Annotated in this window: 21 protein-coding genes; 12 read left to right on the forward strand and 9 right to left on the reverse strand. The window is 63.8% G+C overall.

Features of this window, described 5'->3' with window-relative positions; all coding sequences use genetic code 11:
- Positions 1-83 precede the first annotated feature (83 nt).
- Genes IAE33_RS07705 through IAE33_RS07715 form a run of 3 tightly spaced genes read right to left on the reverse strand, consistent with a single transcriptional unit; the run spans position 84 to position 2228 of the window.
- The gene (locus IAE33_RS07705) at positions 84-674 is read right to left on the reverse strand and encodes a YggT family protein (RefSeq protein ID WP_201163024.1); all 591 of its coding nucleotides are present in this window, start codon (positions 672-674) and stop codon (positions 84-86) included.
- Between the two features lie 10 nt (positions 675-684).
- Positions 685-1503 (reverse strand): pyrroline-5-carboxylate reductase, encoded by an 819-nt coding sequence (proC, locus tag IAE33_RS07710; RefSeq protein WP_201163025.1) that lies wholly within the window; start codon positions 1501-1503, stop codon positions 685-687.
- Between the two features lie 38 nt (positions 1504-1541).
- Positions 1542-2228 carry a YggS family pyridoxal phosphate-dependent enzyme gene (locus IAE33_RS07715; RefSeq protein WP_201163026.1) on the reverse strand — a complete coding sequence of 229 codons (687 nt, stop codon included), beginning with the start codon at positions 2226-2228 and terminating at the stop codon, positions 1542-1544.
- Positions 2229-2293: 65 nt separating this feature from the next.
- Between IAE33_RS07715 and IAE33_RS07720 the strand changes: the two genes are divergently transcribed.
- Complete coding sequence (locus tag IAE33_RS07720) at positions 2294-3292, forward strand: type IV pilus twitching motility protein PilT (protein ID WP_201163027.1); 999 nt, start codon at positions 2294-2296, stop codon at positions 3290-3292.
- Between the two features lie 78 nt (positions 3293-3370).
- Here IAE33_RS07720 and IAE33_RS07725 read toward each other — a convergent pair whose 3' ends face one another.
- Positions 3371-4000, reverse strand: a complete 630-nt coding sequence (locus tag IAE33_RS07725; RefSeq protein WP_201163028.1) for a C40 family peptidase — start codon at positions 3998-4000, stop codon at positions 3371-3373.
- Positions 4001-4168: 168 nt separating this feature from the next.
- Here IAE33_RS07725 and IAE33_RS07730 point away from each other — a divergent pair, with 168 nt between their 5' ends.
- Positions 4169-4588 (forward strand): NINE protein, encoded by a 420-nt coding sequence (locus IAE33_RS07730; RefSeq protein WP_028632040.1) that lies wholly within the window; start codon positions 4169-4171, stop codon positions 4586-4588.
- A gap of 60 nt (positions 4589-4648) precedes the next feature.
- On the opposite strand, the gene IAE33_RS07735 is transcribed toward IAE33_RS07730, so the two are convergent.
- Genes IAE33_RS07735 through IAE33_RS07750 form a run of 4 tightly spaced genes read right to left on the reverse strand, consistent with a single transcriptional unit; the run spans position 4649 to position 9579 of the window.
- Positions 4649-5350 (reverse strand): SPOR domain-containing protein, encoded by a 702-nt coding sequence (locus IAE33_RS07735; RefSeq protein WP_028632039.1) that lies wholly within the window; start codon positions 5348-5350, stop codon positions 4649-4651.
- A gap of 1 nt (position 5351) precedes the next feature.
- Positions 5352-7088 (reverse strand): arginine--tRNA ligase, encoded by a 1737-nt coding sequence (gene argS, locus IAE33_RS07740; RefSeq protein WP_201163029.1) that lies wholly within the window; start codon positions 7086-7088, stop codon positions 5352-5354.
- Complete coding sequence (locus tag IAE33_RS07745) at positions 7085-7309, reverse strand: hypothetical protein (RefSeq protein WP_201163030.1); 225 nt, start codon at positions 7307-7309, stop codon at positions 7085-7087. The genes argS and IAE33_RS07745 overlap by 4 nt, the downstream gene beginning before the upstream one ends.
- Positions 7310-7359: 50 nt before the next feature.
- Complete coding sequence (locus IAE33_RS07750) at positions 7360-9579, reverse strand: primosomal protein N' (RefSeq protein ID WP_201163031.1); 2220 nt, start codon at positions 9577-9579, stop codon at positions 7360-7362.
- A 167-nt stretch (positions 9580-9746) separates the two neighbouring features.
- Here IAE33_RS07750 and rpmE point away from each other — a divergent pair, with 167 nt between their 5' ends.
- The 3 genes from rpmE to IAE33_RS07765 all read left to right on the forward strand — a co-directional run bounded on the left by rpmE (position 9747) and on the right by IAE33_RS07765 (position 12232).
- Positions 9747-9962, forward strand: coding sequence for a 50S ribosomal protein L31 (gene rpmE, locus IAE33_RS07755; protein ID WP_028632036.1), 216 nt, complete (start codon positions 9747-9749; stop codon positions 9960-9962).
- A gap of 2 nt (positions 9963-9964) precedes the next feature.
- The gene (locus tag IAE33_RS07760) at positions 9965-10795 is read left to right on the forward strand and encodes a thermonuclease family protein (protein WP_201163032.1); all 831 of its coding nucleotides are present in this window, start codon (positions 9965-9967) and stop codon (positions 10793-10795) included.
- A 168-nt stretch (positions 10796-10963) separates the two neighbouring features.
- On the forward strand, positions 10964-12232 hold the full coding sequence (locus IAE33_RS07765; protein WP_028632034.1) for a malic enzyme-like NAD(P)-binding protein: 1269 nt from the start codon (positions 10964-10966) through the stop codon (positions 12230-12232).
- Between the two features lie 129 nt (positions 12233-12361).
- Here IAE33_RS07765 and IAE33_RS07770 read toward each other — a convergent pair whose 3' ends face one another.
- Positions 12362-14803, reverse strand: coding sequence for a penicillin-binding protein 1A (locus IAE33_RS07770; protein ID WP_201163033.1), 2442 nt, complete (start codon positions 14801-14803; stop codon positions 12362-12364).
- Positions 14804-14979: 176 nt separating this feature from the next.
- On the opposite strand from IAE33_RS07770, the gene pilM reads away from it, so the two are divergent.
- From pilM to IAE33_RS07805, 7 genes are all read left to right on the forward strand, one after another.
- The gene (gene pilM, locus IAE33_RS07775) at positions 14980-15843 is read left to right on the forward strand and encodes a type IV pilus biogenesis protein PilM (RefSeq protein ID WP_201163034.1); all 864 of its coding nucleotides are present in this window, start codon (positions 14980-14982) and stop codon (positions 15841-15843) included.
- Complete coding sequence (locus IAE33_RS07780; RefSeq protein WP_201163035.1) at positions 15840-16376, forward strand: PilN domain-containing protein; 537 nt, start codon at positions 15840-15842, stop codon at positions 16374-16376. Before pilM ends, IAE33_RS07780 begins: the two co-directional genes overlap by 4 nt.
- Entirely contained in the window at positions 16373-17389 is a 1017-nt protein-coding gene (locus tag IAE33_RS07785) for a pilus assembly protein PilP (RefSeq protein WP_201163036.1), read from the forward strand. Before IAE33_RS07780 ends, IAE33_RS07785 begins: the two co-directional genes overlap by 4 nt.
- Entirely contained in the window at positions 17313-18581 is a 1269-nt protein-coding gene (locus IAE33_RS07790; RefSeq protein WP_201163037.1) for a type IV pilus secretin PilQ, read from the forward strand. The genes IAE33_RS07785 and IAE33_RS07790 overlap by 77 nt, the downstream gene beginning before the upstream one ends.
- A gap of 4 nt (positions 18582-18585) precedes the next feature.
- Positions 18586-19104, forward strand: a complete 519-nt coding sequence (gene aroK, locus IAE33_RS07795) for a shikimate kinase AroK (RefSeq protein WP_028632028.1) — start codon at positions 18586-18588, stop codon at positions 19102-19104.
- Between the two features lie 96 nt (positions 19105-19200).
- A complete protein-coding gene (gene aroB, locus IAE33_RS07800) occupies positions 19201-20298 on the forward strand; it encodes a 3-dehydroquinate synthase (RefSeq protein WP_201163038.1) in 1098 nt (365 codons plus the stop codon).
- Between the two features lie 15 nt (positions 20299-20313).
- Positions 20314-21897, forward strand: a complete 1584-nt coding sequence (locus tag IAE33_RS07805) for an SPOR domain-containing protein (RefSeq protein ID WP_201163039.1) — start codon at positions 20314-20316, stop codon at positions 21895-21897.
- Position 21898 lies beyond the last annotated feature (1 nt).

The following is a 21898-nucleotide window of genomic DNA, read 5'->3' on the forward strand; positions in this document are numbered from 1 at the left end:
CTGCTCACGCTTGACGGAGGCGTAAGTCTAAAGAGCGCTACCCCCAGCGGCAAGCAAAGGCTTGCTGCCGGGGGTGGGCCGGGTCAGATCATGCGCCACAGCTCTTGCGGCATGCCGGCATAGGCGGCCAGCGGTGGCATGACGAACGACTGGATCACCTGGATCGCCAGGAAGGCGAAGATCGGCGAAATATCCATGCCGCCCAGGTTGGGCACGATGCGGCGGAAGGGCGCCAGTACCGGCTCGCTGATCTGGTAGGCAAGCTCTGCCGCCGGGTTGTTCGAGTTGGGGGCCACCCACGACACGATCACCATCACGATCATCGCTACCCAGAAGATCTTCAGGAACAGCGAGGTGATGCCGATGATGGCCCACATCAACAGGTGCAGCACGTCACCGAAGGTGTCGTAGGTGACCATCAGCACAAAGCCCATCAGCAGCGCCTGGATGACCACCGCCAGCAGCAGCGACGAGGTATCCAGCCCGGCAATGCTGGGGATGACCCGGCGAATCGGTTTGAGCAGTGGCTGGGTGGCGCGCACGGTGAACTGGGACAACGGGTTGTAGAAATTGGCCTTTACCAGTTGCAGCACGAAACGCAGCAGCACGATCACCAGATACAGGCTGACCAGGGTTTGCACCACGAAGATCGCGGCGCCGGACAGTGCATTCATCTAAAACTCCTTATTGGCCCAGTTGTTCGGCCAGCTCTGCGGAACGCTTGGCGGCGGCCTGCAGTGCCTGCTCGACGATGGCTTCGAAACCGCTGGCCTGGAACGACGTGATGGCGGCCTCGGTGGTGCCCGCGGGCGAGGTGACGCGACGGCGCAGTTCGGCTGCATCTACTTCGCTGGCCACCGCCATGCGGGCGGCACCCAGTGCGGTGTGCAGAGTCAGCTGAGAGGCGGTTTCACGGGGCAGGCCGAGTTTCTCGCCTGCAGCCGTCATGGCCTCGATCAGCAGGAAGAAGTACGCCGGGCCACTGCCGGAGACAGCCGTTACTGCGTCCAGTTGCTGCTCCTGCTCAAGCCACAGCGCGGTACCCACTGCCGACAGCAGCTGCTCGGCCTGCTGACGCTGCTCGGCAGAGACCTCGTGGGTGGCATACAGGCCGCTGACGCCCTGGCGCAGCAGGGCCGGGGTGTTGGGCATGCAGCGCACCACCGGCCGGGCACCGAGCCAGCTTTGCAGGCTTGCGCAGGTAATGCCCGCAGCAATGGACACAATCAACTGACCACCCTGCAGGTTGGGTTGCAGGGCCTGGCAAACGGCTTTCATCACTTGTGGCTTGACCGCCAGCACGATCACGTCGGCGTCAGCGATGGCCTGGGCGTTGTCTTCGAAGGTTTCGACGCCGTGATCGGCCTGGATGCGGGTGCGGGTGTCGGCGCCAGGGTCGCTGGCGCGGATCTGCGAAGCCTCCAGGCCCTGGGCACGCAGACCACCGATCAGGCTGGCGGCCATGTTGCCGGCGCCAATAAAGGCAATACGTGTCTGGCTCATGTCAGGTCCTTGTGGGGAAGAGTGAGTAAAGCATGGAATCAGGCGTTGCCGTAATCGCGTGCACCGAACAGGGCGGTGCCAATGCGCACCCAGGTCGCTCCCTGGGCAATGGCGGCTTCCAGGTCGTGGCTCATGCCCATGGACAAGGTGTCCAGGCCAAGCCCCAGGCCTTCCTGCAACTGGCGCAACCTTGCAAAGGCGGCCTCTTGGGCGGTGCGGTCTTCGGTGGGCTCGGGGATTGCCATCAATCCGCGTAGCTGCAAGTTGGGCAGTGCCGCAATCGCTTCGGCCAACGCTGGCAGGTCGGTGGGGGCACAGCCGGCCTTGCTGTCTTCGCCACTCACGTTCACCTGCAGGCAGATATTGAGTGGCGCCAGCCCGGCGGGGCGTTGCTCCGACAGGCGTTGGGCGATTTTCAGGCGGTCCACGGAATGTACCCAGTCGAAGTGCTCGGCGATGGCTTTGGTCTTGTTCGACTGAATGGGGCCGATGAAGTGCCAGATCAAGGGCAGGTCGCCCAGTTGCTGCTGCTTTGTCAGCGCCTCTTGTAGGTAGTTTTCCCCAAAGTCGCGCACACCTGCAGCGTGAACCTCGCGGATCGCGCTGGCCGGCTTGGTTTTGCTCACGGCCAGCAGATGCACGCTGGCGGGGTCGCGCCCGGCGGCCTGGGCACCCTCGGTGATGCGGGCGCAAATCGTGGAAAGGTTGTCTGCTAGGGTGGACATTGATTCGATGCCGGCAACGGAGAGGTTGCCGCATTTTACCTGGTTGAACGCCGAAGGGGAGTCTCATGGACGTGACTGACCTGCTGGGCAGGGCCGTGGCAGCGGGGGCGTGCGACCTGCACCTGGCTGCGGGCCAGGTACCCATGCTGCGCAAGGACGGCCAATTGCAGCGCTTGCCGGGCACCGCCTTGCAGGGGGCCGAGCTGGCTGAGGGTATGGCCTGCATGCTGAGCGAGGCCCAGCTGCACCAGTGGCAACACGGCGATGAACTGGACATGGCATTGGCACTGCCGGCGCTGGGGCGTTTCCGGTTGAACCTGTTCAGGCAATTGAACGGCCTTGCACTCACGTTCCGCCTGATACCCGGGCGTATTGCCGGGTTGGACGAGCTCGACCTGGCAGGCATTTTCAACACCATCGCAGGCTGCGACGATGGGCTGGTGCTGGTCGGCGGCCCTACCGGCTGCGGCAAGTCCAGCACCCTGGCCACGCTGGTGGATCAGTTGAACCGCGAACGGTCCTTGCACATCATCACCCTCGAAGACCCGGTGGAAGTTATCCACAGCAGCCAGCGCAGCCTGGTGAACCAGCGTGAAGTTGGCCGGCACTGCACCGGCTTCGCCCAAGGTTTGCGCAGTGCCCTGCGCCAGGACCCGGACGTGATCATGATCGGCGAGTTGCGCGACCTGGCCACCATCCGCCTGGCGCTGCGTGCGGCCGAGACCGGTCACCTGGTACTGGCCACGGTGCACACGCGCTCTGCAGTGAACAGTATCGACAGGTTGGTGGAGGTGTTTGCTGCCGAAGAAAAACCCCTCGTACGCGCCATGCTCGCGCAATCGTTGCAGGTAGTGGTGGTGCAGCGGCTGGTCAGGCGGGCAGGCGTGGGCAGGGTGGCTGCGCGGGAAGTGCTGGTGGCCACCCCGGCTGTGCGCAACCTGATCCGCGAGGGGCGCATGGCGCAGTTGCATTCGGTGATGCAAGCCGGTGCGGCAGAGGGGATGCAGACGATGGAGGGGGCAATGCGCAGGCTGCGGGACAGGGGGTTGGTTGAGGCGGATTAGTCGAGGCGGGGTGACGCCCGTGCTGCCCGTTGCGTAGGGATGACGCCAGGCAGGCAGCACGTAAGTGCAGCCGTGGTTTCAGCGCTTGGCCAGGTTCAGCTGTTGCTGCTCCTTGGGCAATACACGCTTGGCGACAACGTAATGCTTTTGCCAGTAAGGCTTGCTCAGGTTGTCGATGCTAACCCGCTTGCCCCGGCGAGGCGCATGGATGAAGCGGTCGTTGCCCAGGTAGATCGCAACGTGGTTCACCCGGCGGCTCTTGATGTTGAAGAAAATCAGGTCGCCCGGCTTCAGGTCACCCTTGGCCACCTTCGTGCCGTGGCCCTGGGCCATGGCGCTGGAGGTGCGCGGCAGGTTCACGTCGGCAACGTCGTTGAAGGCGTATTGCACCAGCCCGCTGCAATCGAAACCTTTTTTGGGGTTGCTGCCGCCCCAAACATAAGGGGTACCCAGCACGTTGACGGCCCGGCTGAGCACGTCGCTGCTCTGCTTGGCAGACATGGCGACAGCGGGCCTGCCATGTTTGCTGCTGGCGGCATTGCCAGGGCGAGCATGCAGGGTGGCCTGTTTGACAGGGGCACGCTTCACTGCGGCATTGGTGGTATAGCCGGTGAAACCGTTGGGAAGACGTTGCTCACGGTTGGTGGCGTGGGCGGCCAGGGGCAATAATAGGCAGAGGGTCAGCCATGTCTTGATCAAAGGCGGCATAGATGAAGCTCTTATGAATAGTTGTGTGTTGGGCGCGCAACTTTATAACAGCTTTTTGATCAATCTTTGATCCGTTGGTCGATTCTTCACGTACCGTATGTCGGCCCGGGCGAAAAAAGTCACAACTTTTTTTAGAAAAATTTCATCCGCAGCGCACGAGGTTTATGCATGAACAGTTATCAACAGGGCGCACCCCTGCACGACACCCACAGCAAGGTGATCGGCTACCTGCTGTGGATCCTGGGCTTTACCGGGTCCCATCGCTTCTACTACGGCAAGCCCATCACCGGCACCCTCTGGTTTTTCACCTTCGGTTTGTTCGGCATCGGTTGGCTGATCGACCTGTTCCTGATTCCGTCCATGGACCGTGAGGCGGACCTGCGTTTCGAGTCCGGGCGTATCGATTACAACATCGCCTGGATCCTGCTGACCTTCCTCGGCGTGTTTGGCCTGCACCGCCTTTACCAGGGCAAATGGGTCACCGCGATCATCTACTTCCTGACCGGTGGCCTGTTCCTGTTGGGTGTGCTGTACGACTTCTGGACCCTGAACACCCAGGTGTCCGAGCGCAATGCGGGGCGGGGTTGAGGCGCGGCCCGGGTGGGAGCACCTGTGCAAGGTTGCTCACACCCGGGCCTGAAAGGCCGCTTACTGGCGGGTTTGGCGCTGTTGCAGCAACAGGTTGCTGAAGCCCGCGCCGGCCAGTTGCTTCTGCGCGACGGTCAGTTGTTCGCGGTTGCTGAAGGGGCCGACCAGTACCCGGTACCAGGTTTCTTCCTTGACCGTGCCCGATTCAACCTTCACCGCCTGGCCCAGCAGAATGATCTGCGCGCGCACCTTGTCGGCGTCCGCCTGCTTACGGAATGAACCCGCCTGCAGGAAGAACTGCGTGGTCGCTGCCGGTTTGATGACGGGCGGTGCCGGTGGCGGCGTTTGCCCCAGCAGTGCAGCCTGGGCACGGGCCGTGTCGATCTTCGCGGCTTCGGCCGGTGTCACCGGGGTGACCGGCTGGGCCGGTACTGGTGGCGTCTTCTCCGGCACCGCTTCGGGCGGCACGATCACTTCCGATTCGGGCAGCAGGGTATAGAAGTCATACTTCGGCTTTACCGGCTGCTGCACGGTGGGGGCCTGGGTCGACTTGCCGGCTTCGGCCGCTTTCTCGGTTTTCTGCTGCTCGGGCTTGGTGCGCTTGATATCCGCACCGCCGGGTTCGAGCTTCATCAGGAACACGATGAATGCGCCCACGGTAAGGCCGACCGCCAGCCATACCCAACCCGGGATAGGTTTTTTGGCCGGCGCTGTCTGGCGGCTGGCGCCGCGCTTGGGGGCAGGTTTCTTCTTGGCAGCCAACTTACATGCGCTCCAGGGTTTCCAGGCCGAGCAGTTCCAGACCTTGTTTGAGGGTGCGGCCGGTCAGGGCAGCCAGGCGCAGGCGGCTTTGCTGCTGCTGCGGGGTTTCGGCGGCCAGAATCGGGCAGTTCTCGTAGAAGCTGGAGAACAGCCCGGCCAGGTCGTACAGGTAGCTGCACAGCACGTGCGGCGTGCCTTTCTCGGCCACGTTGTTGAGGATTTCCCCGAACTGCGCCAGGCGTGCGGCCAGGTCCTGCTCATGGGCGGCTTCCAGTACGATGCTGCCCTCGACTTCCTCGAAGCCCTTGCCCAGCTTGCGGAACACGCCGGCCACGCGGGTATAGGCGTACAGCAGGTACGGCGCAGTGTTGCCTTCGAAGTTGAGCATCTGTTCGAAGTTGAAGCTGTAGTCGCTGGTGCGGTGCTTGGACAGGTCCGCGTACTTCACCGCACCAATGCCCACCACTTCACCGATGTGGCGCAGGTCGTCGTCGGCCAGGGTCGGGTTCTTTTCCTTCACCAGCGCGTAGGCGCGGTCCTTGGCTTCGGTCAGCAGGTCGATCAGCTTGACGGTGCCACCGTCGCGGGTCTTGAACGGGCGGCCGTCGGCGCCGTTCATGGTGCCGAAGCCCATGTGCTCCATTTGCATCGGGTGGCCGACGAAGCCGGCACGGCGCGCTACCTCGAACACCTGGTTGAAGTGCAGGGCCTGGCGCTGGTCGACAAAGTACAGGGCGCGGTCAGCCTGCAGCACGTTGCTGCGGTAGCGCACGGCAGCCAGGTCGGTGGTGGCGTACAGGTAACCGCCATCGGCCTTCTGCACGATCACTGGCAGTGGTTCGCCTTCGCTGTTCTTGAATGCTTCGAGGAATACGCACTGGGCGCCCTGGTCCTCGACCAGCAGGCCTTTGGCCTTCAGCTCGCGGACGACATTGGCCAGGTCGTCGTTGTAGGCACTCTCGCCCATGACGTCGGCCATGGTCAGCTTGACGTTCAGCAGCTCGTAGGTTTTCTGGCAGTGCGACAGGGAGATGTCCTTGAAGCGTGTCCACAGGGCCATGCACTCCGGGTCACCCGCCTGCAGCTTCACCACCAGGCCTCGCGCTCGGGTAGCGAAGGCCTCGGATTCGTCGAAGCGCTTTTTGGCGGCGCGGTAGAAGTTCTCCAGGTCCGACAGCTCGTCGCTGGTGATCGGGTTTTCTTCAAGGTACGCCAGCAGCATGCCGAACTGGGTGCCCCAGTCGCCCACGTGGTTCTGGCGAATCACCTGGTCGCCGAGAAACTCCAGCACACGCGCCACGCTGTCACCAATGATGGTGGAACGCAGGTGGCCGACGTGCATTTCCTTGGCGAGGTTCGGCGCCGACAGGTCGACGACCACTTTCTGCGCAGGGCCGGCCTTGCGTGCGCCCAGGCGGGCATCGCCCAGGGCGGCATCCAGGCGGCTGGCCAGGGCTGCGGTGTTCTGGAAGAAATTCAGAAAGCCCGGGCCGGCGATTTCGACCTTGGTGATGTCGGCACTGGCCGGCAGGGCATCGATCAGCTTCTCGGCCAGGTCGCGCGGCTTCATGCCGGCAGGCTTGGCCAGCATCATGGCGATGTTGCTGGCGAAGTCACCGTGGGTCTTGTCCCGGGCGTTTTCCACCTGAATCGCCGGCGACAGGCCGTCAGGCAGCACACCGTCGTTGACGAGTTGGGTGAGGGCTTGCTGGATCAGCTGGCGAATGGTGTCTTTCATGGAAATCTCTTTTCGACCGCAAGCGCGGTGAGCGCCTGGATGCGCAGGTGGAAAAACTGGGCATTATCCGTGGCTGGGAGCAGGTTGCCAACCTTTGAGCTGCAAGCGGCAAGCTGCAAGCTGCAAGAAAAAGCGATATCGCGCTGGCGCTGGTTTTTCTTGCAGCTTGTAGCTCGTGGTTTGCTTTGAGCCACAAGCCACAAGCTGTAAGAAGAAGCCATGCCACACGCGCACTGCTCTTTCTTGCAGCTTACAGCTTGCAGCTTGCAGCTCAGTACAGGTCGAGGGGGTCGACGTCCAGGGACCAGCGTACCTGGCGGCCGCTCGGCATCTGCTCCAGTACCAGCAACCAGGCGCTGATCAGCCGGTGCAGGGGCGCACGGGTGGCGGCCTGTAGCAGCAGCTGGGCACGGAAGCGCCCGGCGCGGCGTTCCATGGGGGCGGGCACTGGGCCGAGCAGTTCGATGCCCGGCAGGCCTTGCTCTGCCACCAGGCGCTCGGCGGCTGCGCACGCCTCATCGAGAAACGCTTCGGCCTGGCCGGGCTTGTGCGCCTCGGCCCGCAGCAACGCCAAGTGGGAAAAGGGGGGCAGCCCGGCGGCGCGGCGCTCGTCCAGCGCCTGCTTGGCGAAGGCGAAGTAGCCCTGTTCGGTCAGTTGTACCAGCAGCGGATGGTCTGCCAAGTGCGTCTGGATGATCACCTTGCCAGGGTCCTCTGCACGCCCTGCGCGCCCGGCCACCTGCACGATCAACTGGGCCATGCGCTCGCTGGCGCGGAAATCGCCAGAGAACAACCCGCCGTCGGCATCGAGGATGGCCACCAGGGTCACCCGGGGAAAATGGTGCCCCTTGGCCAGCATCTGGGTGCCGACCAGGATGCTCGGCTGGCCACGCTGGATGGTGTTGAACAGCTGCTGCATCGCGTCTTTGCGCGAGGTACTGTCGCGGTCCACGCGCAGCACCGGGTAGTCCGGGAACAATACCTTCAGGCGCTCTTCGGCACGCTCTGTACCGGCCCCCACCGGGCGCAGGTCCACGTGGTTGCACTGTGGGCAATGGTGCGGCAGGCGCTCGTCATAGCCGCAGTGGTGGCAGCGCAGCACCCCGGAGCGCTGGTGCACCGTCATGCGCGCATCGCAACGCGGGCACTCGGACAACCACCCGCAGTCGTGGCACAGCAAGGTTGGCGCGAACCCGCGGCGGTTGAGAAACACCAATACCTGCTGGCCGGCTTCCAGTGTCTGGCGGATGGCCTGCTGCAACGGGCCGCTGATACCGCTGTCCAGCGGCAGGCTCTTCACATCCAGGCGCAGCATGCGCGGCGGGCGGGCACCACCGGCACGCTGGTTCATGCGCAGCAGGCGATAGCGCCCGGTCAGGGCATTGTGCAGGGTTTCCAGCGAAGGCGTGGCCGAACCGAGCACAATGGGCACGTTGTCCTGGTGGGCGCGAACCAGGGCAAGGTCGCGGGCGTGGTAGCGCAGGCCTTCCTGCTGTTTATAGGAGCCGTCGTGCTCCTCGTCGATGATGATCAGCCCAGGGTTTTTCATGGGTGTGAACAGCGCCGAACGGGTGCCGATGATGATATCTGCCTCGCCGTCGCGTGCAGCCAGCCAGGCGTCGAGGCGCTCTCGGTCGCTCACCGCCGAGTGCAGCAACGCAATGCGGGCGTTGAAGCGTTGTTCGAAGCGCGCCAGGGTCTGCGGGCCGAGGTTGATTTCAGGGATCAGCACCAGGGCCTGCTTGCCGGCCTCCAGGGTTTCGCGGATCAGTTGCAGGTACACCTCGGTCTTGCCGCTGCCGGTCACGCCTGCCAGCAGAAACGCGCCAAAGTGGCCAAAGCCTTCCAGTACGGCATCGAAGGCATCGCGTTGTTCGTCGTTGAGCGGCAGTTCCGACTGGGCCAGCCAATGCTCGCGGCGTTCCTGGGGCAGGTGGCGGCGAACCTCGAGCTGCACCAGGTCCTTGGCCAGCAGCAGGTCAAGGCTGTCCTTGTTCAGGTTGAGCTTGCTCAGCAGGCTGTGGGGCACGCCGTGGGGGTGCTGGGCCAGGGTCTTGAGCGCGTCACGCTGGCGCGGCGCGCGGGCAATGCGCGGGTCTTCCAGGCGTGCGCCGGGGGCTACATGCCAGAAGCGCTCCTGGCGCATCTCTGCCGGCTCGCCCTGGCGCAACAGGGTAGGCAGCGCCCAGCTCAGGGTGTCGCCCAGGCTGTGCTGGTAATAGTGCGCCGTCCACAAGCACAGCTTGAACAGCGATGGCGGTATCGGCGATACCGGGTCGAGCAAGGCGCTGGCAGGCTTGAGCTTGTCGGCGGGCACCTCGCTCTCGGCGCAGACGTCTACCAGCACGCCGATCATTTCCCGGCGACCGAACGGCACGCGTATGCGCATGCCTGGGCTCAAGGCCTGGCGTGCGATGCTGGCCGGTGCCTTGTAGTCGAACAGCCGACGCAGCGGGGAGGGCAGGGCAAGGCGCAGGATGACGTCGGGCACGCGGAAAGTCTCGGAGGGCGTTTCAAGAACTGGCGAGCCTAGCAGACGACGGTCGGTACACGCGACAACTTGCACTGGCGCAGCGCTCTGGTATTATTCGCCGCCTAATTACGTGCGGTATTCAACAATTGGTGTTGGGTGGCGGCACGCAGCTCGAGGAAGTGACCATGAAAGCAGATATTCATCCAAACTACGAAGTAGTTGCAGTCACCTGCAGCTGCGGCGCCAAATTCGAGACCCGTTCGACCCTGGCCAAGCCGCTGGCGATCGACGTGTGCTCGCTGTGCCACCCGTTCTACACTGGCAAGCAGAAAGTCCTGGACACCGGTGGCCGCGTACAGAAGTTCGCCGATCGCTTCGGCATGTTCGGTACCAAGAAGTAATCATGCGCAAGGCGAACCCTTCGGGTTTCGCAGTGCTGCTGAAAAAGGCGCCCCTTGTGGGCGCTTTTTTTATGGCCCTGTTTTGGTACCTCCCGGCACAGGCATTCTGCCCGCTGCCGCAGCGCCCACAGCAGGTCGCGGTGCGGTACGTGGTGGATGGCGATACCGTGCGCCTGGTCGACGGCCGCAGTGTGCGCATGATCGGCATCAATGCCCCGGAAATTGGCCGCAAGGGCCAGGCCAGCGAGCCTTATGCCGAGGCCGCCCGGCGTCGCCTGCAGGCCTTGGTCAAGGCCAGTGACGGGCGGCTCGGCCTAGTACCTGGCGTGGAAAAGAAAGACAGATACGGCCGCACTTTGGCGCATCTGTACAGCCGTACCGGCAACAATCTGGAAGCACAACTGCTCAGCGAGGGCCTGGGCTATCGCATTGCGTTCGCCCCCAATGTGCGCCTCAACGCCTGCCAGCAGCGCGCTGAGCAGGTTGCACGCAAGGCGGGTGCCGGCCTTTGGAAAACGTCGCCGGTGGTGTCTGCACGCGCGCTCAGGCAACCCGGGTTCGCGGTTGTCAGTGGGCGTATCAAGGCCGTACAGCGCCACCGGGGCGGTATATGGCTGAACCTGGACGACGCAGTCACGCTGCAGGTGCCCGCTCGTCTGCAACGTACTGTGCCTGCCAGCTTCTTCGATAACCTGAAAGGGCAGCGAGTCGAGGCGCGCGGCTGGGTGAGGGATCGGTCCCGTAAAGACTCGGGCAGGCCCGGGCCCCGACGCTGGTTCATGCAGTTGACCGATCCGAGCATGTTGGAGCGGGTTGGGGGTCAAAAGATGTAGACATTTCGCTATTGGATTGTACACACTGTAAGGCGTATGCCCCGTGGGTTATAGCGTAAAGTCTTAGGCTAAAGGCCTTGACACTAGTGACCGACCAGTCTTGTGACTCCCCGGCTCTTTGCGTATCCTCGGCGGTCCGTCAGAACAGCCAATAGCGGAATGCCCACCATGTCAGACCTGAAAACCGCCGCTCTCGAATACCACGCCAAGCCTCGTCCGGGGAAACTGAGCGTGGAACTCTCCAAGCCCACCGCCACCGCCCGTGACCTCGCCCTGGCCTACAGCCCAGGTGTAGCAGAGCCTGTGCGGGAAATCGGCCGTGATGCAGAGCTGGCCTACAAGTACACCGGTAAAGGCAACCTGGTTGCGGTGATTTCCGACGGTACTGCCATCCTCGGTCTGGGTGATCTCGGCCCGCTGGCCTCCAAGCCTGTCATGGAAGGCAAGGGTGTTCTGTTCAAACGTTTCGCCGGCATCGACGTGTTCGACATCGAAGTCGAGTCGGAAAGCCCGCAAGCGTTCATCGACACCGTACGCCGCATCTCGATCACCTTCGGTGGCATCAACCTCGAAGACATCAAGGCCCCCGAGTGCTTTGAAATCGAGCGCACCCTGATCGAGCAGTGCGATATCCCGGTCTTCCACGACGACCAGCACGGCACCGCCATCGTGACGGCTGCTGGCATGATCAACGCCCTGGAAATCGCGGGCAAGAAGCTCGAAGACGCCAAGATCGTGTGCCTGGGTGCCGGTGCTGCCGCCATCTCCTGCATGAAGCTGCTGGTGAGCATGGGTGGCAAGGTCGAGAACATCTACATGATCGACCGTAACGGGGTGATCCACGCTGGCCGTGACGACCTGAACCAGTACAAGGCGCAGTTCGCCCACGCCACCGACAAGCGCACCCTGGCCGATGCCCTCGACGGCGCCGACGTGTTCGTTGGCCTGTCCGGCCCGAACCTGCTCAGTGCAGAAGGCCTGAAGTCGATGGCTGCCAACCCGATCGTGTTCGCCTGCTCCAACCCGGACCCGGAAATCGCCCCGGAACTGGCTCACGCCACCCGCAACGACGTGATCATGGCCACCGGTCGCTCCGACTACCCGAACCAGGTGAACAACGTACTGGGCTTCCCATTCATCTTCCGCGGCGCCCTGGACGTACGTGCCAAGCGCATCAACGAAGAAATGAAGATCGCCGCGGCCATCGCCCTGAAAGACCTGGCCAAGCAGCCGGTGCCCAAGGAAGTTTGTGAAGCCTACGGCGTGGAAGGCCTGGAATTCGGCCGTGAGTACATCATTCCGAAGCCACTGGACGCTCGCCTGATCACCGTCGTGTCCGACGCCGTGGCCAAGGCAGCCATCGAGTCCGGCGTAGCCACCCTGCCGTATCCGAAGCACTACCCGCTGACCAGCGTGGATGACGTGTTCAACGGCTGATTGCCGCTGTCGCGACATTAAAAAGCCCCGGCTCGTGTGAGCCGGGGCTTTTTGTTGGGCGGTATCTTGTGGCGCCTGGGCGGCGCTCGATCAGCGTGCCCAGGCAACACCTCTATCAGCCACCCTGCCTCAGAACAGATCCATCGGCGCGGCTTCGTCTGCTGGCAGTGGGCTGCCAGGCGCCACACCATTGCCCAGCTCGTCGTTGGACGGTGGCGAGTCCTCGGCCTTGAACAGCTCGAAGTAGGCATTTGGCGTGCTTGGCGTGGCAGCGCGGCCACTGACCGGGTCCACGCGCAGGCTGAGGATGCCTTCGGGCTCTGCAGGGGGGTGTTCCGGCATGCCCTTGAGGGCCGCGCCCATGAAGCCCATCCAGATCGGCAGGGCAGCAGTGCCGCCGTATTCCCGGCGGCCCAGGGTTTCGGGCTGGTCGAAGCCTACCCAGACCGTGGTCACGTAATCGGCGTTATAGCCGGAGAACCAGGCGTCCTTGGATTCGTTGGTAGTACCGGTCTTGCCGGCCAGGTCGGTGCGGCCGAGGGCCAGCGCACGGCGCCCGGTGCCGCGCTTGATCACATCCTGCAGCATGCTGGTGAGGATGTAGGTGGTGCGGCCATCAATGATCTTTTCTGCCACGGCTGGCACCTGCGCAGCCTGCTCCGGCGCCGTAGCGCCTTCACCCGGCATCTGCGTGGTGATCGGCTGCTCGGGGGCGGCCAGGCCAGCCTGGTCTTGGGCACCTTGGGGTACGCGGGCCGGGTTAGCGGTGAACAGCGTTTCGCCGCTGCGGCTCTCGATGCGGTCGATCAGGTACGGGGTGATCTTGTAGCCGCCGTTGGCGAACGTGCTCCAGCCGGTGGCGATCTCCATGGGCGTGAGCGTCGCAGTGCCCAGCGCCAGCGACAGGTTGCGCGGCAGGTCCTGCTTGTTGAAGCCGAACTTGGCGATGTAATCGATGGTGCGGTCGACACCCATGGCCTGCAGCAGGCGGATCGATACCAGGTTACGCGACTTGTACAAGGCTTCGCGCATGCGGATAGGGCCGAGGAAGGTGTTGGTGTCGTTCTTCGGCCGCCACACTTTGTCCACCGACTCGTCGACGAACACGATCGGCGCATCGTTCACCAGGCTTGAAGCGGTGTAGCCGCTGTCCAGCGCGGCGCTGTAGATGAAAGGCTTGAAGCTTGAGCCTGGCTGGCGTTTGGCCTGCATGGCACGGTTGTAGTTGCTTTGCTCGAACGAGAACCCCCCCACCAGCGCACGGATCGCACCGCTGGTCGGGTCCAGCGTAACCAGTGCGCTCTGCGCCCCTGGCACCTGGCTGAACTTGAGTGCCCCATCGTTCAGGCGCTGCAGCCGCACCAGGTCGCCCACTTGGGCCACATCTGCCGGCGACTGAGGCGCGCGGCCTTGGGCATTGGTATTGATGAACGGGCGAGCCCACTTCATGGTGTCCCAGGCGACGGACTGCTCCTTGCCACTGCGGGTGAGCACCTTCAGGCCGGTTTTCTCTACCTGGGTGACGATGGCAGGCTCCAGGCCACCCAGGGTGCGCTGCTTGGCCAGTTCTTGCAGCCAGGCAGCCTGGGTACGGCCCGGGAAGCGTGCCTCCGGGCCACGGTAGCCGTGGCGTTCGTCGTAGTCGGTCAGGCCCTTGAGGATGGCCTGGTTGGCCATGTCCTGGGTGTCGCTGGGCACTGTGGTGGTAACGCGGAACCCTTCGGTGTAGGCGTCGCTGCCGTAGCGGCCGACCATTTCGGCACGGGCCATTTCGGCGATGTAAGGGGCATTCACTTCGGGCGTGGGCACGTGGTAGCTGGCGTTGAGCGGCTCGGCCAGGGCGGCCTGGTAGCTCGCTTCGTCGATTTTGCCCAGCTTGTACATGCGGCCGAGAATCCAGTCGCGACGCTCTTTGGCGCGCACCGGGTTGGCCAGCGGGTTGAAGCGCGAGGGGGCCTTCGGCAGGCCGGCGATCATCGCCATCTGCGCAAGGCTTACGTCGCGGATCGACTTGCCGTAGTAAACCTGTGCGGCGGCATCGATGCCGTAGGCACGGTTACCCAGGTAGATCTTGTTGACGTACAGCTCGAGGATCTCGTCTTTGGTCAGCTCGCGCTCGATCTGCAGGGCCAGCAGAATCTCGTTGGTCTTGCGCGAGAAGCTGCGCTCGCTGGTGAGGAAGAAGTTCTTCGCCACCTGCATGGTGATGGTGCTGCCGCCGGTCTGGATATGGCCGGTCTTGACCAGCTGGGTGGCGGCGCGCATCAGGCTGCTCGGGTCTACACCGTAGTGGTTGAGGAAGTTGTCGTCCTCGGCAGACAGAAGCGCCTGAATGAACTGTGGCGGAATTTCCGCGAAACGGATGGGCGAGCGGCGCATTTCGCCAAACTCGGCGATCAGCTTGCCGTCGCTGCTGTACACCTTGAGGGGGATCTGCAACTGGATGCTTCTGAGCGAATCGACCGAAGGCAGGTTGGGACTAAGATACAGAAACGCACCGCTCACACCGAGTACGAGCGCGCAGATGACTGCGACGGAAGACCACCAGAAGAACTTAAGCAGACGTATCAAGGCTTTTCGGTGTCCAGTTTGTGAGTGAATTGCACGCGGGTCCGGCGGACCAAAACGCCGGGCATTATAAGCATTTTTTCCCCTCTCCGGGTTACCGCCCAGGTGGCTGGTCGTCGTTCTGGCCAGCGCGCATCCGGTCGCAAACCGAAGGGGCGGCAGGCAACAGGAACGCCGCGATGATAGGACGCTTTGGCAAGGATGCCGGTTCACTTTCAGGGTTGGAAATTACCGCGGGGAGCGTTAGAGCCCTGCAGTTACGGCGGCGCAAGCGGCATTACCACGTGGTGAGCTGGGCGGAGGAACTGTTCGACCCGCCAGCAGGCACCCACTGGATGGCGCAGCCGGCCTCGGTGGTGGCTGCCCTGCAGCGTATGCGCAGGCGCAGCGGGTTGCGCAAGGTGGCCATGGCGCTGCCAGCCGATCAGGTCATCTGCAAGTATTGCCAACTCCCCCTGGGGTTGGGTGAGGGGCAGATAGAGGCGCAGTTGCTGGCCGATGCCGAGCGGCTGTTCCCTTTTCCGCTCGATGACCTGGCACTGGACTTCCAGGTGCTCCACGCTTGTGCGGCGCAACCAGGTTTCGCGCAAGTGATGGTGGCCGCCTGCAGGCAGAGCACCCTGGCCTCGCTCGAGGCGCTGGTGGCGGAAGCGGGGCTGCAGCTGGAGGCTGTTGAAGTGGACACGCTCGCCCTGCGGCGGCTCGTGCCCGCGGCCAGTGATCGGGATGTGGCCCTGCTGCGACTGAGCCCGCACGATGCCACTTTGCACCGCATCAAGCCTGGTGGCGGCTGCCTGCGGCGTGAGCTGTTGCTGGATGCAGGCCCTACACCCGAGAGCATCCAGCGGCAGCTGAGCGACGAGTGCCTGCCTGGTCATCTGTGGGTCGTCAGCGCCGAGCCGTACCACCAAACCTGGCTGGCCGAGCTGCAAAGCAGCCTCAACGTGCATTGCAGCCCGGTGCCCGGGCTGGCTGGCCTCGCTCCGTTCAATGGCGCCATGCTCCTGGCTGGCGCACTGGCCGTTGGGGGGGTGTGCAGGTGATCCGGCTCAACCTGCTGCCCTGGCGCGAGCGGCAGCGCCAAGCAGCGTCGCGGCGTTTTTATGGCCAGCTTCTGGCAAGTGCCGTGCTGGCCCTGTGCGCGGTCATGGTCGTGGACCAACTGGCCCGCCAGCGCGGGGAGCAGCAACGGCTAAGCAACCTGCAGCGCGAGGTTGCAATCTCGTCACGGCACCAGCAGGCGCAGGCCTTGGCTGAGCTGCGTGACCAGTATGCTGTGCTGGTGGCCAGGTTGGCTGAACTGGAAGGCCTGCGCGGTCACCCTGATGTGCTGGCAGGCCTGTTTGCCGACCTGGAGGGTGCGTTGCCCGGCGAGATGCAACTGCTGGGCCTGCACATGCAGGCTGGCCACCTGCGCTTGACTGGCGTGGCACCCTCCGGTGCGGTGATTGCCCAGTTCATGCGTGACCTGCAGCGGTCCGGCGTGCTGGCCGGCCTTGAGCTCAAGTCCATCAAGAGCTTGCCTGGCGCAGACGAGTTCATGCTCACAGCTCGAGTGGCGGCATTCTGGTCATGAATACCACGGCGTTATTGGGCAGCCTGGCCATCATCGGCCGCACGCCATGGTTCAGGCGGCTGGCACCATGGTTGTTGGCCTTTGGCTTGTTCACCCTTGGCTGCATGGTTCGTCTGCCTACGGCGATGCAGCAGCAAAGGGGTGAGCATGCCCGGTCTGCCGCATTGGAGGCGCAACACACTGCGGCGGTGCAGCAACTGGCGGAGCGGGAGGCTTTGAAGGCGAAGGTGGCAACTGCCGAACGGCATATCCAGGAGGCACTGTGGTACCTCGATGCAGGGCAGGGGATGAGTGACCTGCTGGAGCGGCTGTCAGCCTCGGCGGGTAGCCACGGCGTGTTGATCGAGCAGTTGCAGGTGCGTGATGCCGAGCAGCAGGCGGGGTTGCAACGGGTACCGCTGGAGTTGCAGGTCACAGGGCCCTACAGGGCTGTGCGTGTGTGGCTGAACGAGTGGTTTGCGCAGCCGGCGGTATTTCGCAGCGGTGATTTGGCGATTGCAGGTGTTGATGGCCAGCCAGCGATCGTGCGTCTGCGATTGCACGTAGACACCTACCAGGCAAAAGCGCCGCCGCCCTCGGCTGAGTTTCTGGCGCGCTTGCCTGCCAGGCAACTGGCCGCAGGGCCTTGCGCTGATCCCTTTGCACCCAGGCTCGCGCCCTGGCGAGGGAACAGGCTGACCGGGGTGCCGCTGAAACAGGTGCAGATGGTTGGCCACCTGTCACGCGGCGATGCGCACGAGGCGTTGGTCGTGGTTGCCGGCACCCTGTATCGCCTGCGCACAGGTGACCGGGTGGGGCGCGACAATGGCGTGGTGGTGCAGGTCACCCCAGGCCAGGTCGAAGTGCAAGAACGGCTTTTCATGACGGGGGTGTGGCACCCGCGCACTGCCTTCCTTTCTCTGCAGCGACGTACGGGCAAGGAGGCCCCGGTTCAGGATGAAAACATTGAGCAAATGGCTGCTGACGTTACTGCTGCCGCTCCAGGCGGCGGCAGCGTCGACCTATCAGGGTGAGGCCTTGTCGCTGAACTTTCAGGATGTGGAAGTGCGGGCCGTTTTGCAGGTGCTGGCTGATTACGCCGGTATCAATCTGGTGGCCAGCGATGCCGTGCAGGGCAATGTCACCTTGCGGCTGCAGGATGTGCCCTGGGATCAGGCGCTGGACCTGGTGCTGCGCAGCAAAGGGCTGGGGCGACGCAAAGATGGCAATGTGCTGCTGGTCGCGCCCCTGTCGGAACTCAGCTCGGCACCGCAGGGGGCGCCCGGCGGCCTCGGGCTGGAGGCGCAGTGGCAGCCCATGCAGCGCGAACTGTTGCCTGTGCATCATGCCAAGGCCGCCGACCTGGCGGATTTGCTGCTGGCCAGCCTGGCCGACGACGGCATTCTCAGTGGCCGAGGCAGCCTGAGTGTCGATGCCCGCACCAACACACTGGTGGTGCATCAACCCGCTGATCGCCTGGCCGAGGTGCGGGCGTTGGTGGCCCAGCTGGATGTGCCGGTGCGTCAGGTGGCCATCGAGGCACGGATCGTCGAGGCCAATGTCGGTTATGAGAAGGGCCTGGGTGTGCGTTGGGGCGGGCGCCTGTACAGTGAGGCACCGCGGCTGGGCAAGGAGCTGTTCGTCGATCTTGGCGTGGAGCGGGCCGGCAGTAGCCTGGGGCTGGGCCTGCTGCGCGCTGGGGTGCTGCTTGACCTCGAACTCAGCGCCATGGAGAAGAGCGGCAAGGGCGAGATCATTTCGCAGCCCAAGGTGGTTACCGCCGACAAGGAAACTGCCCGCATCCTCAAGGGCACCGAGGTGCCCTACCAGCAATCCAGCAAAAGCGGCGCCACCTCGGTTGCGTTTCGCGAGGCGTCCCTGTCGCTGGAAGTGACCCCGCAGATCACGCCGGACAACCAGGTCATCATGACGGTGAAGGTGACCAAGGACGAGCCGGATTACGTCAATGCACTGAACGACATTCCGCCCATTCGTAAAAACGAGGTCAATGCCAAGGTGCGCGTGGCAGATGGGGACACCATCGTGATCGGCGGTGTGTACTCCACCTCGCAAAACAATATGGTCGACAAGGTGCCATTTTTGGGCGATCTGCCGTATGTTGGGCGGCTGTTTCGACGCGATGTATTACAAGAGAAAAAATCCGAGCTGCTGGTCTTCCTGACTCCGCGTATCATGAGTGACCAGGCGATTGCTGTGAGTCGTTGATTCTGTGCGAAATTTGATACTTGTGGGGCCCATGGGTGCTGGCAAAAGCACCATCGGGCGCCTATTGGCCAAAGAGCTGCGCCTGCTGTTCAAGGATTCCGACAAGGAAATCGAACTGCGATGCGGCGCCAACATCCCGTGGATCTTCGACAAGGAAGGGGAGCCGGGCTTCCGTGACCGCGAGCAGGCCATGCTCGCCGAGCTGTGCGAACTCGACGGCGTGGTGGTTGCCACCGGCGGCGGCGCGGTGATGCGTGAAGCCAACCGCCTTGCCCTGCACCAGGGTGGGCGGGTCATCTACCTGCACGCCTCGGTCGAGCAGCAGGTCGGGCGCACCGCCCGCGACCGCAACCGCCCCCTGCTGCGCACCGCGAACCCCGAAGCCACCCTGCGCACCTTGCTCGAAACCCGTGACCCGCTCTACCGGGAGATCGCGGACCTTGTGGTGGAAACCGACGAACGGCCGCCGCGCATGGTGGTAATCGACATTCTCGAACGCCTGCAGCAGTTGCCCCCCCGTTAACCCGGGACTATTCTCGGCCTCCTGCGTCGAGCGAGGTCAAACGTTACCGCGTGGCTTGCCCGAACGGCGCCGCGCCCAAGATCATTGTGGGGATACATGCAGACACTGAAGGTCGACCTGGGCGAGCGTAGCTACCCGATCTACATTGGCGAAGGCCTGCTGGACCAGCCCGAGCTGCTGGCGCCGCACATCGCCGGGCGGCAGGTGGCCATTGTCTCCAACGAGACCGTTGCCCCTCTGTACCTCGAACGCCTCACCCGTACCCTGGGTGCCTACGCTGTGCTGCCAGTGGTGCTGCCCGATGGCGAGGCGCACAAGAACTGGCAAACCCTGCAACTGATCTTCGACGGCCTGCTGACGGCACGGCACGACCGCCGCACCACCGTGATCGCCCTGGGCGGCGGCGTGATCGGCGACATGGCCGGCTTTGCCGCTGCGTGCTACCAGCGCGGCGTCGATTTCATCCAGGTCCCCACCACCCTGCTGTCCCAGGTGGATTCCTCGGTTGGCGGCAAGACTGGCATCAACCACCCGCTGGGCAAAAACATGGTCGGCGCGTTCTACCAGCCCAATGCGGTGCTGATCGATACCACCAGCCTGAGCACCCTGCCGGCACGCGAGTTGTCCGCCGGCCTGGCCGAAGTGATCAAGTACGGCCTGATCTGCGACAAGCCCTTCCTGGAATGGCTCGAAGACAATATGCAGGCGCTGCGCGGCCTTGACCCGGCAGCGCTCACCCAGGCCATCAGCCGCTCCTGTGCAGCCAAGGCTGCGGTGGTGGGGGCGGATGAGCGTGAGTCGGGCGTGCGCGCCACCCTGAACCTGGGCCACACCTTCGGGCATGCCATCGAGACCCACATGGGCTACGGTGTGTGGCTGCATGGTGAAGCGGTTTCGGCGGGTACGGTAATGGCCCTGGAAATGTCCATGCGCCTTGGCTGGATCACCCAGGCCGAACGTAATCGCGGCATCCGCCTGCTGCGCGATGCAGGTTTGCCGGTGGTGCCACCACAGGAAATGACCCCGGCGCATTTCATGGAGCACATGGCGGTCGACAAGAAGGTGCTGGACGGCCGTCTGCGTCTGGTGCTGCTGCGCCAGATGGGCGAGGCCGTCGTTACCGACGACTATCCTAAAGAGATTCTTCAGGCCACCTTGTCCGCGGATTACCGCGCGATCGTGGCCCAGCTTTGAGGTTGTGACAGCGCAATGACCAGTTTGCATGCCGATGAGGCCTTTCTCGACCATTACCAGTTGAGCCACGACCCGTTCGCACCCCGTGTGCCCGGTTTCAAATTCTTCCCTGCCCAGCGCAAGCCGGTGTTGGGCCAGCTGCACCATCTGGCCCGTTACAGCCAGCTGATGCTGGTGGTCAGCGGGCCGTTGGGCAGCGGCAAGACGCTGCTGCGCCAGGCCTTGGTGGCCAGCACCAACAAGCAGTCGGTGCAAAGCGTCGTGGTGTCTGCCCGCAGTGCCGGCGATGCCGCCAGCGTGCTGGCGCACATCGCCCAGGACCTGGGCGTTGCCCAGCCCGAAGTGCAGGCCATCCTGTCCAAGGTCGTGCAGCTGGCACTGACCGGCCAGGAGGTGTACCTGCTGGTGGACGATGCGGAACAACTTGGCGAGTCGGCACTCCAAGCGTTGCTGGAGTTGGCAGCAGGCGTGCCGGAAGGCCGCCCGCATGTGTTCCTGTTCGGTGAGCCGTCGCTGATTGCAGGGCTTGACGAACTCGAGATCGAGGAAGAACGTTTCCACATCATCGAGCTTGCCCCCTACAGCGAAGAGGAAACCCGCGAATACCTGGAGCAGCGCCTGGACGGTGCTGGCCGGGGCATCGAGGTGTTCAGCCGTGAACAGATTGCCGACATCCATGAAAATTCCGACGGTTGGCCTGGCAACATCAACCAGGTCGCCCGTGACACGTTGATCGAAGCCATGATCGCCAGCCGTTCGACGGTCAAGCGACCATCCATGGGGTTCAAAATGCCGAAGAAACATGTGCTCGCGCTGTCTGCTGTGGTCGTTGTCGCCGTCGCGGCTGCCGTGTTGATGCCCAGAAAGGGTGACAAGGCCCCTGCCGAAGCGCCAGCGGCCCAGGCGCAGCTGCCGCTGGGCGATGGCAAGGGTGCGGCCATCGAATTCTCGGGCTCCTCGCAGCCCACGCCATTGCCGCTGGTAGGGCAATCGCAACCGGTGATGCGCGAACCCCTGGCCCAGGCCGCTGGCATGGGTGAGGGTGAAGAGGGCAGCCCTGCCGGTGACACCGCACTGCAGCCAGGCAACCCACCGCCTACCGTGACCACCATCGCGCCGCCCCAGGGCGTGGCAGCAGGCCCAGCGCCAACGCCCGCCCAGCCCGTGCAGCAGGCGGCGGCACCGAAGCTAGCCGCCACCCAGCAGACCAAGCCTGCTGCACAGGCCAAGGCCGAGCCTGCACCTACCCAGGTTGCCGTTGCCAAACCAGCACCCAAAGCGGTCGAGAAACCTGCTGCCGGTGGCAGTGGCAATGGTGGCTGGTACACCGGGCAGAAGCCGGGTAATTACGTGGTGCAAATCCTGGGTACAAGCTCCGAGGCGTCTGCCCAGGCCTTCGTCAAGGCGCAGGGTGGCGAGTACCGCTACTTCAAGAAAACCTTGCAGGGCAAGCCGCTCTACGTGGTCACTTATGGCAGCTTTGCCAACCGTGATGCGGCCGTTGCGGCCATCAAGAACTTGCCAGCGAAGGTCCAGGCTGGTAAACCTTGGCCACGTACCGTCGCCAGCGTCCAACAAGAGCTGGCCTCGGCCCGCTGAT

Source organism: Pseudomonas sp. S60 (assembly GCF_016647865.1).
GTDB classification, from domain to species: domain Bacteria; phylum Pseudomonadota; class Gammaproteobacteria; order Pseudomonadales; family Pseudomonadaceae; genus Aquipseudomonas; species Aquipseudomonas parafulva.